The sequence below is a fragment of the Flavobacterium ardleyense genome (assembly GCF_042686085.1).
Taxonomy (GTDB): Bacteria; Bacteroidota; Bacteroidia; order Flavobacteriales; family Flavobacteriaceae; genus Flavobacterium; species Flavobacterium ardleyense.
In genome coordinates, this window is sequence record NZ_JBHUOL010000012.1 from 116,599 (window position 1) to 132,838 (window position 16,240).

14 protein-coding genes are annotated in these 16,240 nt (G+C 33.6%); 8 read left to right on the top strand and 6 right to left on the bottom strand.

Annotation, left to right across the window (positions count from 1 at the left end; genetic code table 11):
- The first annotated feature begins 87 nt into the window (after positions 1–87).
- From ACFSX9_RS06265 to ACFSX9_RS06300, 8 genes are all read left to right on the top strand, one after another.
- Positions 88–684, top strand: a complete 597-nt coding sequence (locus ACFSX9_RS06265) for a thymidine kinase (protein ID WP_379805767.1) — start codon at positions 88–90, stop codon at positions 682–684.
- A gap of 1 nt (position 685) precedes the next feature.
- On the top strand, positions 686–3,130 hold the full coding sequence (locus ACFSX9_RS06270; protein ID WP_379805769.1) for a bifunctional UDP-N-acetylmuramoyl-tripeptide:D-alanyl-D-alanine ligase/alanine racemase: 2,445 nt from the start codon (positions 686–688) through the stop codon (positions 3,128–3,130).
- 67 nt (positions 3,131–3,197) lie between these two features.
- Positions 3,198–3,617 carry a large conductance mechanosensitive channel protein MscL gene (gene mscL / locus ACFSX9_RS06275; protein WP_379805771.1) on the top strand — a complete coding sequence of 140 codons (420 nt, stop codon included), beginning with the start codon at positions 3,198–3,200 and terminating at the stop codon, positions 3,615–3,617.
- Positions 3,618–3,780: 163 nt separating this feature from the next.
- The gene (locus tag ACFSX9_RS06280) at positions 3,781–4,770 is read left to right on the top strand and encodes an aspartate-semialdehyde dehydrogenase (protein WP_379805773.1); all 990 of its coding nucleotides are present in this window, start codon (positions 3,781–3,783) and stop codon (positions 4,768–4,770) included.
- 143 nt (positions 4,771–4,913) lie between these two features.
- Entirely contained in the window at positions 4,914–5,240 is a 327-nt protein-coding gene (locus ACFSX9_RS06285) for a hypothetical protein (protein ID WP_379805775.1), read from the top strand.
- A gap of 96 nt (positions 5,241–5,336) precedes the next feature.
- Positions 5,337–7,538, top strand: coding sequence for a TonB-dependent receptor (locus ACFSX9_RS06290; protein WP_379805777.1), 2,202 nt, complete (start codon positions 5,337–5,339; stop codon positions 7,536–7,538).
- A 99-nt stretch (positions 7,539–7,637) separates the two neighbouring features.
- Positions 7,638–9,695, top strand: a complete 2,058-nt coding sequence (locus ACFSX9_RS06295; protein WP_379807043.1) for a prolyl oligopeptidase family serine peptidase — start codon at positions 7,638–7,640, stop codon at positions 9,693–9,695.
- 77 nt (positions 9,696–9,772) lie between these two features.
- Positions 9,773–10,243, top strand: coding sequence for a hypothetical protein (locus ACFSX9_RS06300; protein WP_379805779.1), 471 nt, complete (start codon positions 9,773–9,775; stop codon positions 10,241–10,243).
- A 197-nt stretch (positions 10,244–10,440) separates the two neighbouring features.
- Here the strand turns inward: ACFSX9_RS06300 and ACFSX9_RS06305 are convergent, their stop codons facing one another.
- From ACFSX9_RS06305 to mtgA, 6 genes are all read right to left on the bottom strand, one after another.
- Positions 10,441–11,655, bottom strand: coding sequence for a retropepsin-like aspartic protease (locus tag ACFSX9_RS06305; protein WP_379805781.1), 1,215 nt, complete (start codon positions 11,653–11,655; stop codon positions 10,441–10,443).
- A gap of 528 nt (positions 11,656–12,183) precedes the next feature.
- Entirely contained in the window at positions 12,184–13,425 is a 1,242-nt protein-coding gene (locus ACFSX9_RS06310; protein ID WP_379805783.1) for a Shedu anti-phage system protein SduA domain-containing protein, read from the bottom strand.
- 287 nt (positions 13,426–13,712) lie between these two features.
- Complete coding sequence (locus tag ACFSX9_RS06315; protein ID WP_379805785.1) at positions 13,713–14,159, bottom strand: hypothetical protein; 447 nt, start codon at positions 14,157–14,159, stop codon at positions 13,713–13,715.
- A 78-nt stretch (positions 14,160–14,237) separates the two neighbouring features.
- Entirely contained in the window at positions 14,238–15,038 is an 801-nt protein-coding gene (locus ACFSX9_RS06320; protein ID WP_379805787.1) for a TIGR00266 family protein, read from the bottom strand.
- 106 nt (positions 15,039–15,144) lie between these two features.
- Positions 15,145–15,291 carry a hypothetical protein gene (locus ACFSX9_RS06325; RefSeq protein WP_379805789.1) on the bottom strand — a complete coding sequence of 49 codons (147 nt, stop codon included), beginning with the start codon at positions 15,289–15,291 and terminating at the stop codon, positions 15,145–15,147.
- Between the two features lie 183 nt (positions 15,292–15,474).
- Positions 15,475–16,239 carry a monofunctional biosynthetic peptidoglycan transglycosylase gene (gene mtgA / locus ACFSX9_RS06330; protein WP_379805791.1) on the bottom strand — a complete coding sequence of 255 codons (765 nt, stop codon included), beginning with the start codon at positions 16,237–16,239 and terminating at the stop codon, positions 15,475–15,477.
- Position 16,240: the final 1 nt, after the last annotated feature.

Sequence of the window (16,240 nt, forward strand, 5' to 3'; positions counted from 1 at the left end):
CTTTAAATATATCGTTGGTTTTTTACTATTTTTGTTTTGCCTACAAATGTAGCAGAAAATAATTTTTTAACGTACGAAAGATACAAAATGTTTCTCGAAAATACCGTAAATCATCAAGAACAGTTTGGTTGGATTGAAGTAATATGTGGTTCGATGTTTTCGGGTAAAACCGAAGAACTGATTCGCCGCTTAAAAAGATCTCAATTTGCCAAACAGAAAGTCGAAATTTTCAAACCCGCTGTAGACACGCGCTACGACGAGGAAATGGTGGTTTCTCACAATCAAAATGCAATTCGTTCTACTCCTGTTCCTGCAGCAGAAAATATCCGAATTTTAGCACAAGGTTGTGATGTGGTCGGCATTGACGAAGCGCAGTTTTTCGACGATGAAATTGTAGCTGTTTGTAACGATTTAGCCAATTCAGGAATCCGAGTAATTGTGGCCGGATTGGATATGGATTTTAAAGGAAACCCTTTTGGTCCGATGCCTGCTTTGATGGCAACAGCGGAATATGTAACGAAAGTGCATGCGGTTTGCACCCGAACTGGAAATTTAGCTCATTATAGTTTCAGAAAATCAGACGATAAAAAAATTGTAATGTTAGGCGAAACCGAAGAATACGAACCTTTAAGTCGTGCTGCGTATTACAATGCAATTCGTGCACCAAAAGAAGAAAAAGAATAAATTGAATTTCAATATCACCCATATTATTTCAAACTGCAAAGGCGTTTTCCACGGAAATTCGACGGATTTCGACGCAAGTCACATTTCAATCGACAGCCGTTCGTTGCAAAACGGAAATAACACTTTGTTTTTTGCCATAAAAGGGCAAAATCACGATGCTCATTTATATCTAGAAGAGTTGATTGCAAAAGGCGTTCGCTATTTTGTAGTCGAATATATTCCGGAACATTTATACGATAAAGCGAATTTCATTATTGTTGAAAATACGCTGGTTGCTTTACATAAAGTGGCGATTGCTTATCGAAACAAATTTGATTTTCCATTTGTGGGAATTACCGGAAGCAACGGAAAAACAATCGTAAAAGAATGGTTGAATTTCCTACTAAGTCCAAATCATTTGATTGTTAGAAATCCGAAAAGTTATAATTCACAAGTTGGTGTGCCACTTTCTATTTTAGGAATTGAAGGCAATTACGATTTAGGAATTTTCGAAGCCGGAATTTCGCTTCCAAACGAGATGCTTCAACTGGAACAAATAATTCAACCCACATACGGGATTTTAACCAATATCGGTTTATCACACGACGAAGGTTTTGCTAATCGCGAAGCCAAAATCAAAGAAAAAATAAGATTGTTCGAGAATTGTTCGGATGTGTTTTTAGAGCAAAATCAAGCCATTGAAAATTTACTTCCCAAAGAAATTAAAAAACATACTTGGAGTTTTACCGATGAGAATGCGATGTTATTCGTCACTCAAAAATACACCAACGGAAGTACCGAATTATCATTTAAAACGAAAGAAACTATATTTAGTATTTTGAGTCCGTTTTCGGAGACAAACGCTATTGAAAACATAATCACTTGTGTAAATTTTATGCTGTTTTTGGGCGAAGATATTTCGTTTATTCAAAAACGTGTCACGGAATTATATCCCGTAGAATTAAGACTTCAGGCTAAAAAAGGAATTAATAATTGTTTGATTGTGGATGATAGTTATTCGTTGGATTATCAATCCTTAAAAATTGCCTTAGATTTCTTAGAACAACAGAAATTACACGATAAAAAAACGATTATTCTATCCGATATTTTTTCAGGAGGCATTCCAACGGCACAATTATATAGCGACATCAAATCGATTTTATCGAAACATAAAATCAACCGAATTATAACAATTGGCGAAACCATCGGAAAGCAATTAACCGATTTACCAAATGTAATTCCGTTTGCTACAACACAAGAATTTCTACAACAATTCAACACACAATCGTTTCAAAACGAGACAATTTTAGTAAAAGGTGCGAGAGGTTTCAATTTTCACGAAATCGTAGTGGTTTTGGAAGAAAAAAATCACGAAACCATCTTGGAAATTAATCTCGATGCGATTAGTCACAACTTACATTTCTACAAATCGAAACTAAAACCAGAAACCAAAATGATGGTAATGGTAAAAGCATTTGGCTACGGAAATGGCGGTTATGAAATTGCAAAAGTCTTAGAACATCAAAAAGTAGCGTATTTAGGAGTAGCTTTTGCCGATGAAGGAATCGAATTGCGAAAAGCGGGAATTACCACACCAATTATGGTTTTAAATCCTGAAAACAGTAGTTTTAGAGCGATGATTGCTTACAATTTAGAACCCGAAATTTATTCGATTACTGGTTTACAAGCTTTTTTAAAAATCACGCAGCAACAAAATATTTCAAACTATCCTATTCATCTTAAATTAGATACCGGAATGCATCGTTTGGGATTTGAACCGCATCAGATTTCGGAATTATGTGTTTTATTGAAAAATAATAATTTCGTCAAGGTAAAAAGTGTTTTTTCGCATTTAGCGGGAAGTGACGACAAGAATTTAGATGCTTTTACCCAATTGCAATTTCAGCGTTATGACGCGATGCTTCTCGAATTAGAAAAAGTGATTTCGCCAAAACCAATTCGCCATATTTTGAATACTTCGGGAATTTTCAATTATCCTGAAAAACAGATGGAAATGGTTCGTTTGGGAATTGGATTATATGGTATTGGCAATTCCGAACAAGAATTACAAGCTTTAGAAAATGTAAGCACTTTAAAAACGATAATTTCCCAAATTAGAACCGTTGCACCAGAAGAAAGCATTGGCTACAGCCGAAAATTCAAAGTGACACACAAAATGCAAGTCGCGACAATTCCGATAGGTTATGCCGATGGAATTCGAAGAGCTTGGGGCAATGAAAAAGGATATGTTTTAATTCAAAATCAGAAAGCAACTATATTAGGTTCGGTTTGTATGGACATGATGATGGTTGATGTTACTGAAATAAATTGCCATCCGGGAGATGAAGTTATCGTCTTTGGTAAAAACCTAAAAGTAACCGAAATAGCAACTGCTATTGACACCATTCCTTATGAGATTCTAACCGGAATTTCGCAACGCGTAAAAAGAATTTTTTATAAAAATTAACATTTTATTGAATTTTTTGTAAATTCGTGATAATAGAACTAAAACTAACTCTTTAAAATTAAAAATTATGGGATTCTTTTCAGACTTTAAAGCCTCTTTATTAAAAGGCGATGTACTAAGTTTAGCAACTGCTGTTGTGATTGGTGCTGCTTTTGGTAAAATAGTAGGTTCAGCCGTAGACGATATAATTATGCCAATAGTTAGTTTATTAACTGGAGGACTAGACTTTACGCAAAAATTTATTGCTTTAAACGGAGAGAGCTACGCCACGCTTGAGGCAGCAAAAGTAGCAGAAGCAGCTGTTATAACTTATGGTAACTTTTTACAAGCAATTATTAATTTTGTAATTATTGCATTCTTTATTTTTGTGGTTTTAAGAGCGGCTGAAAAAGCTAAGAAAAAAGAAGTTGTTGTTGCTGCAGCACCAGCTGGACCATCTCAAGAAGAGTTACTTACTCAAATTAGAGATTTATTAAAAAACAAATAGTTTACCGCTACATTATGTATTCTTAACTAAACCCTGAACATGCCTCAGGGTTTTTCTTTTTTATAAAACTAGACAGAAATAACTCTTTTGTTATAATTTTAATAATGTTTGCGAAGTCATTTGTATATTCAATACTTTTGTACAACTAAATAAAAAACACATAATGAGAGTAGCTGTAGTTGGCGCTACCGGAATGGTAGGCGAAATAATGCTTCAAGTATTAGCAGAACGTAATTTTCCTATAACCGAATTAATTCCTGTTGCATCTGAAAGATCAGTAGGAAAAGAAATTGAATGGCAAGGAAAAACATATAAAGTAGTAAATTTAAAAACTGCGGTAGAAATGCAACCCGAAATTGCTTTTTTCTCAGCTGGTGGTGAAACTTCACTAGAATGGGCTCCAAAATTTGCTGCAGCCGGAACAACAGTAATCGATAATTCATCCGCTTGGCGCATGGACGAAACTAAAAAATTAATCGTTCCTGAAATTAATGCTTCAACTTTAACAAAAGAAGATAAAATCATAGCCAATCCAAATTGTTCTACAATTCAATTGGTATTGACTTTAGCACCATTACATGCTAAATATGACATCAAAAGAATCGTGGTTTCTACCTATCAATCCATTACTGGAACAGGTGTAAAAGCAATGCAACAGTTAGAAAACGAATACGCTGGTGAAAAAGGCGAAATGGCTTATAAATATCCAATTCACAGAAATGCAATTCCACAATGTGACGTTTTTGAAGACAACGATTACACCAAAGAGGAGATGAAACTAGTGCGTGAAACGCAGAAAATATTAGACGACAGAACAATTGCGGTTACTGCAACTGCTGTTAGAATTCCAGTCGTTGGTGGTCATAGCGAAGCCGTTAATGTTGAATTTGAAAATGATTTTGAAGTTACTGAAGTGCGTAAGATTTTGCACAACACGCCAGGCATTAAAGTGCAAGATAATACAGACACATTTACGTATCCAATGCCAATTTATGCACAAGGAAAAGACGAGGTTTTCGTAGGAAGAATCAGAAGAGACGAAAGTCAACCTAACACCATAAACATGTGGATTGTTGCTGATAACTTAAGAAAAGGAGCCGCCACCAATACGATCCAAATTGCTGAATATTTAATAGCAAACAATTTAATATAGTAGCATTTATTATAATTAAAAGCATCCCAAATTAACGAAATAGATTTACTTCATTAAATTTAAATATTCGCTAATTTGGGGTTTTTTTTATATGTACTACTAAAAACCATATCTTTGCTAAAGTGAAAAAGAAATTACTATATATGAATATTGGCTTAATGCTAACAGTTTTATTTGCTGTTAGCTACCAATCTATTCATACTTTTTCGCACAAACACCATCTTAAAACAGAACATTGCGATCATTCGCACAGTCTGAGTTTTAAGAGTGTTGAAAAAACTTTCTCCCAAAGCGAAGACTGTCCGATATGTGATTTCAAATTCGTGGCTTTCTTAGCTCCGGAAGTTTTTCATTTTGATTTTATTCCTTCATTTTACGAAATTCCGTACCAGTTTAACAGTAATGAATCTTCTATTACTTACAGCGGAACTTCAATTTATTTACGCGGACCACCAATATTTATAGTTTAATTAATCCGACTTTATTAATCGAAATAAGGTCAAACTTGTTGTACCTCATTTTGAAATACAGCAACAAACGTATTATTTAACTATAAAAAACTTACAATGAAATACTTATTAAGTGTAATGGCATTTTTATTTGCTGTTGCCGGATTTTCGCAATCCAAAATCAGTGGTTATATCACCAATTCTAACAACGAAAAATTAGCAGGCGTTCTAGTTCACATCGAAGAAAACAATGCTGAAACCACTACAGATGCCAATGGTTTTTACCAATTTACAACCTTGCCAAAAGGAACCAATAAACTAATATTCTTTTTATCAGGTTATGAAATTCTGAATAAAACGGTTACTCATTTGGAAGCTGATGCAGTTGTTAATGTGACTTTAAACGAAAAAGAACAGCATTTAGAAGAAGTGATCGTTTCTACTTTTTTCAACAAAATACAAGCTCAAAATGTAATGAAAGTCGAACACGCTAAAGTAAGTGAGCTGAAAGAAAACGGTGCGACTTCCTTAATCGATGGACTTACAACAATAGCAGGAGTTTCTCAAATTTCAACAGGAACTTCGATTGGAAAACCTGTAATCCGTGGTTTAAGTGGTAATCGTGTTTTGGTGTATTCGCAAGGAATTCGTGTGGAAAATCAGCAATTTGGCGAAGAACACGGTTTAGGTGTAAACAGTGCTGGAGTTGAAAGTGTCGAAGTTATAAAAGGTCCGGCTTCGTTACTTTATGGTTCGGATGCTTTGGGCGGTGTCATTTATTTGAATCCCGAAAAATATGCTTCGTACCAAGAAAAAGAAACTTCTTTTGAGCAACAATATTTCAGTAATACACAAGGAACGGCAACTACTTTCGGGTTTAAAGCTTCGCCTTCGAACTTCAAATTTTTAATTCGAGGCAATTATACTTCGCATGCGGATTACAAAGTGCCTTCTGGCGAAAGAATTATCAATACGCGTTTCATTGAGAACGATTTAAAGATGGGAATTGGTTATGCCAATACAAAAATGGCAACTGATTTTCGATACAATTTCAACCAATTAGATTTGGGTTTACCCGAAGAAGATTTAGAAAATTCAGGTTTTAGAAATCCGATGTTTCCGAAACAAGATGTTGCGAATCACGCTTTGAGTTTGAATCAAAAAGTATATTTTAAAAATTCAAAAATTGAAGGAGATTTTGGTTACACCTTGAACAATCGCAAAGAATTAGAAGAAGCGGATGAAATCGCGTTATCAATGAAATTGCAAACCGCTAGTTATAATGTAAAGTATTTTCTTCCGAAATTCATTCGTTTAGAAGCTATTGTTGGAATTCAAGGAATTGATCAAACCAACACTAATTTTGGCGAAGAATTATTAATTCCGGATGCGAATGTGAAAGATTTCGGAACTTTCTTAACTACAAATTACGCTTGGAATTCGAATGTTTTACAAGCGGGAATTCGTTACGATAATAGAAAAATCAGCACTCAAACGCACGGAATTGAAGGCGAAGAAGGTTATTTTGAAGCTATCGACAAACAATTCGATAGTTTTAATGCTTCGGTCGGATACAAAACAGATCTATCTGAATCTATCAATTCGCGTCTTAATATTGCTTCGGGTTTTAGAGCTCCAAATCTATCGGAACTGACTTCAAACGGTGTTCATGAAGGAAGTAATCGCTACGAAATTGGCGATTCGAGCTTAAAAAACGAGCAGAATTTTCAAGTCGATTTGAATTTGGAATATAAAAGCCAACATTTTGAAATCTTCGTGAACGGATTTTATAATCACATCAACAATTACATTTACATTACGCCAACGGGAGCTGAAATTGACGGCAATGACGTTTATAATTACATTCAAAATAATGCTTCTCTATTTGGTGGTGAAGCCGGAATTCACTTTCATCCGCATCCTTTTGACTGGTTGCATTTTACGAGTAGTTTTGAAAACGTAACTGGAAAACAAGGCGATAATAATTTACCGTTAATTCCTGCAAACCAATGGAAAAACAACATTAGAACTGAATTCACACTGAAAGATTGGCTTCAAAAAGGGTATGCTTCGGTTTTCTTTAATTACACTTTTGCCCAAAATAATTTCAGCACATTTGAAACAAAAACAAACGACTACTTATTAGTGAATTTAGCAATTGGCGGAAAAATTAAAATCGGTAAAAACTATTTAAATGCTTCTGTAAACGGAAATAACTTATTGAACAAAACCTATGTGAATCACTTGTCACGTTTAAAAACAGATGGCATTTATAACATCGGTAGAAATATTATTGGAACCATAAGTTTCGACTTATAATTAACATTTCTTTCACTTCTAAACAATATCTTTGTTGATTACACCTATTTAATTATGAAAAAAACAATAACACTTTCGGCTATTGTTTGTACTTTGTCTATGAATGCACAAACAAAAATCAATTATCCCCAAACTAAAAAAATCGATCACGTTGACACGTATTTTGGCGAACAAATTAACGATGTTTATCGTTGGTTAGAAGACGACAGAAGTGCGGCGACAGAAGCTTGGGTGAAAGCGCAAAATGTAGTTACTTATAACTATTTAGAGCAAATTCCGTACAGAGACCAGCTGAAAAAGAGAATGGAACAATTGTGGAATTACGAGAAAATTTCGGCTCCTTTTAAAGAAGGCGATTTCACGTATTACTTCAAAAATAACGGTCTTCAAAATCAATCGGTTTTATATAGAAAAGACAAAAACGGGAAAGAAGAAATCTTTTTAGACCCGAATACTTTTTCGAAAGATGGAACAACATCTTTAGGTGGACTAAATTTTAGTAAAGACGGAAGTTTGATCGCTTACTCCATTTCAGAAGGCGGTAGTGACTGGAGAAAAGTAATAATTTTAGACGCAAAATCGAATAAAATTATTGGCGATACTATTATTGATGTGAAATTTAGTGGTGTTTCTTGGTACAAAAATGAAGGTTTTTACTATTCAAGTTATGACAAACCTGAAGGGAGCGAATTATCGGCAAAAACAGACCAACACAAATTATATTATCACAAATTAAATACGCCTCAAAAATTGGACAAATTGATTTTTGGCGATGATATTAAGAGAAGATATGTGGGCGGTGGCGTTTCTGAAGATGGCAACTATTTATTCATTACAGCTGCAAATTCTACATCAGGAAACGAATTATACTACAAAGATTTATCAAAGCCAGACAGCAAAATTGTTACTTTGATCGATAACTATGAAAACGACAACAACGTTTTAGACAATAAAGGTTCTAAAATTTATTTGGTTACCGATTTCAAAGCACCTAATAAACGCATTGTAACTTTTGATTTAGCGAATTCTTCTAAAGAAAACTGGAAAGATTGCATCGCGGAAACTGAAAATGTACTTTCACCAAATACAGGTGGTGGTTATATTTTTGCAAGTTATATGAAAGATGCTGTTTCGTTCATTAAACAGTATGATTATAATGGAAAATTAGTCCGTGATATTAAATTACCAGGTATTGGAACTGCTGGAGGTTTTGGTGGAAAAGAAAAAGAAAACACGTTGTATTTTGCGTTTACGAATTATGTAACTCCAGGAACAACTTATTCTTTTGATGCAAAAACCGGAAAATCGAAAGTGTACGAAAAACCAAAAGTAGATTTCAAATCAGAAGAGTATGAGTCGAAACAAGTTTTTTATACGTCTAAAGATGGCACAAAAGTTCCGATGATCATTACTTATAAAAAAGGAACTGTTTTAAACGGACAAAACCCTACAATTTTATACGCTTACGGTGGTTTTAATATCAGTTTAACGCCTGCTTTTAGTATTGCAAATGCAGTTTGGTTAGAAAATGGAGGGATTTACGCTGTCGCGAATTTACGCGGTGGTGGCGAATATGGTAAGAAATGGCATGAAGCTGGAACAAAATTGAACAAGCAAAATGTCTTTGACGACTTCATTGCTGCAGCTGATTATTTAATAAAAGAAAAATATACTTCGTCTGATTATTTAGCGATAAAAGGAGGTTCAAACGGAGGATTATTAGTTGGTGCTGTGATGACACAACGTCCTGATTTAATAAAAGTAGCTTTACCAGCTGTGGGTGTTTTAGACATGTTACGTTATCACACTTTTACTGCAGGAGCAGGTTGGGGTTACGATTATGGAACGGCGGATGAAACCAAAGAAATGTTTACTTACTTAAAAGGTTATTCACCAGTTCACAATGTAAAAGCAGGAACAAAATATCCGGCAACTATGGTAACAACAGGTGATCATGACGACCGCGTAGTACCAGCACACAGTTTCAAATTTGCAGCAGAATTGCAAGCAAAACAAGCTGGACCTAATCCGGTTTTAATCCGAATTGATGTAAATGCAGGACACGGCGCTGGAAAATCAGTAGCGGCTACGATCCAAGAAAATGTAGATATGCAGGTTTTTACCCTTTACAATATGGGTATTAAAACCATAAAATAGAACGTTAAAAATTTCAAAAAAGAGTCTTCGGACTCTTTTTTTACACAATAAAACCAGCCTTTAGGGGTTTAAATAGTATGAAAAAGATATTTATTATAGCCACGATGGCACTGATGATTGGATTACAGAGTTGTAAATCCACAGAAAAAACCGCAGAAACAGTAGAAACCGTAGAACGTGATGATTTTAGAAGTGCTTCAAAAGCAGAAACTGCTAGAATTTTAAAAGAAGTGAATGCGAAAAATGCTAATAAGAGCGTTTTAATTTTGACACAAATGTACAAAGGCGAGAAAATCCAAGCTACACAAGCCGGAAAAGTAGTATTCTCTGATTATCCAATTACCAATTTAAACACCCGAATTGCAAATTATTTCAGCATTAGCAATCAAGCTGATGCCGTTATAAAAGACATCAATACAGGGCAAGAAGTTGTGATTCCAACTGCAAAAGCTGTAAAATACAAGTTTATCTATATTATGAAAAAAGTATCTGAAGGAAAGTTTAAATACGTGGTTACTTACAGTAATACGTTGCGACCTTTGGGTTAATTGCTAGTTTAAACAAGCTAATAAACTTATAAGAATAATAAATAAAATAACACTTTAGTAAGTATGAACTAAAGTGTTATTTATTTTTGCGGTTTACAAATACTATAAAGAAAACTGCGGCTATTAAAAGCAATTTAACGGAAGTGGATTACGTTATAATTTGAAAAACGTTCCTCTCCTTAACTGCTCCATTTTTTTTAAATTTCTCCTAGTAGGTTTTTTCTGCTTAGTTCAATATTCTTTGGCGTTCCATTATGATTGATTTGGACAGTAACTTGATCCATATTTTGAATTTTATTTGCTTCTATTTCCCAATACGCACAAAGTTCCGCTCTATCAAAATTAGAAACATCTACGTTGTTAATCTTGATTATTTTAGTACCCAATGTTAATTCCGGAATACTAGCCTCCCAAATCTTCCCAACCTCAAGCGATACGTCCTCATAATTTGCTCTGAAACTAATTTCAAATTGATTGACAACAGGATTTGCTTTTTTACTTGGATCATCTAAATAAATCATCCCACTATCGTAATCTATTGTTAACAGGTAATCATCAAGAAATGCTGTACCAAATTTAGCTTTCTGATCTACAAATTGAACAATCTCATTTTTAAAACCCACTCCATCTATTTGGAAACTAGGCATTATCGTATAATAAGCCTTATTAATTTTAGTACCAAAAGCACCTGTACTAAAGCTTTCTGTTTGTAATTCTTTTAGCTCTTCTTTGGCATTAATTTTATCTTTTGCAGCAAGAGATCCTTGAATACCACCATTACTTGCGGAGTCTAATAAGTACACTTCTGAAACTCCATTAAGCATTAACTCAAAATTCATAAACACCTGCTTTTTATCAACAACATTCAAGCTAATTGCTTTTTCGCCAACACTCAATTTACTTAAATCATCTGAAAATCGAATTTTTTTATTTTTAAAATCGATTTGCCACTTTGATTTTTTAATAAAATTCATGCCGAGAATTCCATCAATTTGTCTACAACCTAAAACAACTGAAAGCGCAGACAAATCTGTAACTTGTGCTCCAAAATTATCGAATTCAACTTTGCCTAATTGCATGTTTTTCATAGAGATATATTGCGTTGCTCTTTTATCATTGTTCACATCAGTAGTTTTTCCATAGACCTCATTATCCTTGCTCATCAGTTCAGAATAAACATCATCATCTAAAACAGTTAGTGAGTTTCCTGTGTCAAAAACAAAGCTGTAGTTTTTTTTGTCAATTTCAACAGTTAGAAAAATGATACTATGATAATAATCAAATGCAATTTCTTCGGTGTAATTTTTTTGAACTACTTGTCCTTGCGTAAATGTTGCGACCTGTGCTTTTCTTACTGGGTGACAGCTAATAATAAAAAATGAAAATAAGAGAATTGTTAGTTTTGTGCGCATAATAATTTAGTTTTTATATTCGTTTGTGGTTAGCGTATATAATAATAGACGAGTTACTTATGCAAATGGTTGTATCAGATTTAATTAAATTTATTTAAAAGGCTGTAGATGAGCGAATAGAAACTATTTCTAATATTAATCTTTTACAATCTTTAATCTAAAACATAAAGACGGAAAAGTACTTTTCTCCGGATTTCCAATTAAAAATTTAAATTTCCTAATTGCGAGCTATTTCACTATTAGCAACCGAAGTGATGCTGTGATCAAAGACATCAATACAGAGCAAGAAGTTTTGATTACGACTGCAAAAGCGGTGAAATATAACTATGTTATAATTATGAGGGAATTAAGTTATCGTAAATTTAAATTATGGTGACTTATAGTAATGAATTGAGACTTTCCCGGGTAGATCTTATCAGCAAGCCTTGTTGCAATCACACTTAAGGCGAGAAAAGCTAACACATAAACCTCTCAAATGTTATTGATAACTTTAAGACGCTTTCCTTACAAATCGCTTTTGGGCATAGTTTAATTTGGAAATATATCATTCTCAGCTAAGGAATACCAATCTATTGGCAGTTTTTTTGAATAAACTATGTGATAAGCTCTTTCGAACAATTCATCATAGGTTATTACGTCAATATTTCTATTATTTCTCCGAAATCTTTCTAAGCTATCGTTTTTTATAAAGTTTATATCGTTTAAATCTTTAATTGGAAATTCTTTTTTTTTATTCCCAATTATTAAAAATGCTCTCGGATCAATTGTATGAATTCCTATTTTATTTAATCTGCTCAAATCCTCTTTTATAAAAACTTTAGATTCGTATGATTTTTCTAGTTCATTTTTTTGCCCTAAACATTGACTAATAGCTTCGATAAAGTCAGCTGTAAAATCCCAAGTGTTTGCTCGTCCTTTACTTTTAGTTTTTTTGAAAATTTCAGTATTGCTATGCTTTAATTCTACAAGTACGGTAAAATCAGAAATTCCTAATAAATCTGTTTGAGGATTTCCACTTCCTTTGGAATTTGGGTTTCCAATTTTCTGTTCGTCTAAAAAATCCGTTACGAACCTTATGTCAGTATTCAAACCTAATATCCAATCGTGGCTTCGCAAAAAGTGGTGCCAAATGTGTTCTTCACCACCTTGAATGCTATATTTTGCAGAGTATTTTTTTAAACTGTCTTCAGTGTTATTAATTATTACATTTTTTAGTAGAAAGTAAAAAGCTCGTAGATTTTGCTTTCTTGACTCAAATGTTATTGATTTAATGGCTGAAGTTGATAAGTCTGAAATTTTGAACAAATCTTTTAAATCTTCGATTCTTTCTTTTTCAGTTTTGTTTTTAAACTCTATGACATAAGAATCTTTTGGTAAAACTTTGTATGATTTTTCAAATTCATGACCATCTACTAATTCCTTGTAAGAAAACAAGAATCCGATAAGTTTCCAAAATGTTATGGCTTCTTCTGAGCTGTCAAGTTTAATTATAATTTTATCGCCAGCTTTAGTACTTTTTATATCGCCATTTAAAGCAATTTTTTTAAAAACTGGTCGAGGCAAATATTTATGAGTTTCACTGGATTTAAATAACGCAACCTCACAGATTGTCTTTGTTTGAGAGTTTTTACCAATTAAGAAACTAGAATAGGCAATTTCGCTGTTATTAGAATCCCAAATAACACATTTATCTTTTGAGTTTGTTTCTTTAAGAATAAGCTCATCAAGACTACGTGATGTTAAATCGAATTCGTTATCAAATGTTGTCATATGCTATAGTTTTTTTAAAATGGTGCTCCACTTATAAACACACGAGCCTCTAATTCCAAGATCCGCATATTTTATTTGACAAACTTAAATAATTCCCTACACCAACAGGAAGTTTGCAATTGTTAATCGATTAAGTGTCTAAAATAATCTATTAACACCTTAAAAATTACAAATTTCTGTGCTAACAAAATAAAAAAATCCCGATATAAGTCGGGATTTTTATATAATTATTAGTCTGCTAACTAAATATTTACAATCAGATTACACTAATTCACTTTAGGAATATATCAATCTAATTTTGGATTAAACAATTGTTTCCCTCTGTATTGCATTATTAAAAATACGCCAATAAACACAGAAGCAATTCCTTCAAAAAACAAGGCTGCTGCATAAGCAATAACGCCTAAATCTTTACCAAAATATAACGAACTTGATAATTGTTTCAAGAAGATTTCGCCACCTTTAAATTGTACAAAAATTACTAATCCTATCATACTTAAGAGCACGCCTAAAGCCCCAGTTTTCAGTGCCGCAAAAAACGTATCAAAATAACCAGTGGAACCGTTCTCTATTTTATAAGAAATTGTTCTATTGATAAAATACAAAATAAGCACCGCATTAAAGGTTCTTAAAATAGCATTGTTAGCAAATCCGAGCGCATCCATCAATAGAAAGTAAACTCCTAATGCAATAAACAGTAAAAAACCGTTCTTAATTTCGATAGCATTTTTCATAATTTTATGGTTTTAGAATCCTAAATTACAATTATAAAAGCTAATCGACTGATAATCAATATATAAAATATTGTTAAATTAAAATCTGTTGTCGCCACCTAACGCTCTTCCTAAACCACCTAACAAACTTCCTTCATCTCTACTGCTTCCGCCCGCTTTCGGTGCTGAGGCAATAATTCTATCCGCTAATCTGCTAAAAGGCAAAGATTGAATGTAAGCAACTCCAGGTCCGCGAAGTGTAGCGAAGAAAACACCTTCACCTCCAAATATTGTGTTTTTGATTCCGCCAACAAATTCAATATCATAATCAATATCTTTTGTAAATCCCACGATACAACCGGTGTCCACTTTTAAAACTTCGCCTGCTTGTAATTCTCTTCGGGCTAGTGTTCCACCTGCGTGAATGAAAGCCATTCCGTCGCCTTCTAATTTCTGCATAATAAATCCCTCGCCACCAAAAAGACCACGACCTAGTTTTTTAGAAAACTCAATCCCCACTGCAACACCTTTCGCCGCGCATAAGAATGCATCTTTTTGACAAATAAATTTTCCGCCGTACTTATTCAAATCTATAGGGACAATTTTACCTGGATATGGTGCGGCAAAAGACACTTTTCGTTTGCCTTGATCTACGTTTAAATAAGCGGTCATAAACAAACTTTCTCCCGTTAAAACACGTTTCCCAGCTGATAAAATTTTTCCCAAAATACCGTCTTCTTTTTCGCTTCCGTCGCCAAAAATAGTTTGCATTTTAATGCCGTTATCCATCATCATAAAACTTCCTGCTTCGGCAACTACAACTTCTTGTGGATCTAATTCAATTTCCACATATTGCATTTCTTCGCCAAAAATCTGATAATCTATTTCGTGTGCTTTCATATCCTATTGTTTTGCTAATTAGTAGAGTATAAAACAAAAATGTTACTATTAAAACAAAAAAACCGAAAACAAAATGCTTTCGGTTGGCAATTATAATGGTAAAAATTTATTTCATTAGATCTGATAATTTCAGTGTTTTGCCACACATATCATCAGTAATTTTAAAGATTAAATCGCCATTTTTTCCAGAATCCGCCCAGCGCACTTCTTTTCCTGCAGCATAACTGATGCTTGTTTTTGCACCTTTGTTCAAAGAAACAAAACCTGTTCCGGTGTGAATTGAAAGTTTATCTTTGTTATCATTAATAAGATAGAAACTATTGCTTACTACTATTTTAAATACTGTTTTATTAGCGCTTTATAAAATTAGTAAATCTAAAAACACAAAATAATACCAGTTTACCAAACCCTATTTTGATTTAACGATAACAGCTTTTTAATAATCCAATTTTACAAAACCAATTTCCCGACTTATTTTCGCTTTTCTTTGATTGATATAACTTGACGAATTCGATGCTTTGAACTTTCTCGGATTTGGTAATATTGCGGCAATTCCGGCGGCTTCATATCGCGTTAAGCTTTTCGCATCTTTTCGAAACCAATGTTTTGAGGCAGCTTTTGCACCATAAACACCATCGCCCATTTCAATACTGTTCAAATAAACTTCCATGATGCGTTTCTTTCCCCAAATTAATTCGATTAAAACGGTATAATAAGCTTCGAGACCTTTCCGCAAATAGCTTCTTCCCTGCCATAAAAATACGTTTTTAGCGGTTTGTTGCGAAATCGTACTTCCACCTTTTAGTTTTTTTCCTTTTTGATTGCTTTTATAGGCTTTGTGCAAGGCTTCAAAATCAAATCCGGAATGTTCCAAGAAATGACCATCTTCACTGGCAATTACCGCTTTTTGAAGGTTTAAAGAAATTTGTTCAATAGGAATCCAATCGTGATTACATCTCATATCTTTTCCTTCATCATTATGTTCTAAAGCTCTTGCCATCATTAACGGTGTAAAAGGAACCGGAACAAATTTATATAACAAAACCAAAGAAAAACTAATGATATTAAACCACATAAAAGCCAATAAAAAGAAGCGCAGTATCTTTTGTAAAACGGATCTTTTCTTTACTGGTTTCTTTTTTGCGGTTGTGTTTTTTGCTGCAGGTTTTTTCTTTGCAACTGGAGTAACTTTTTTTGCCATA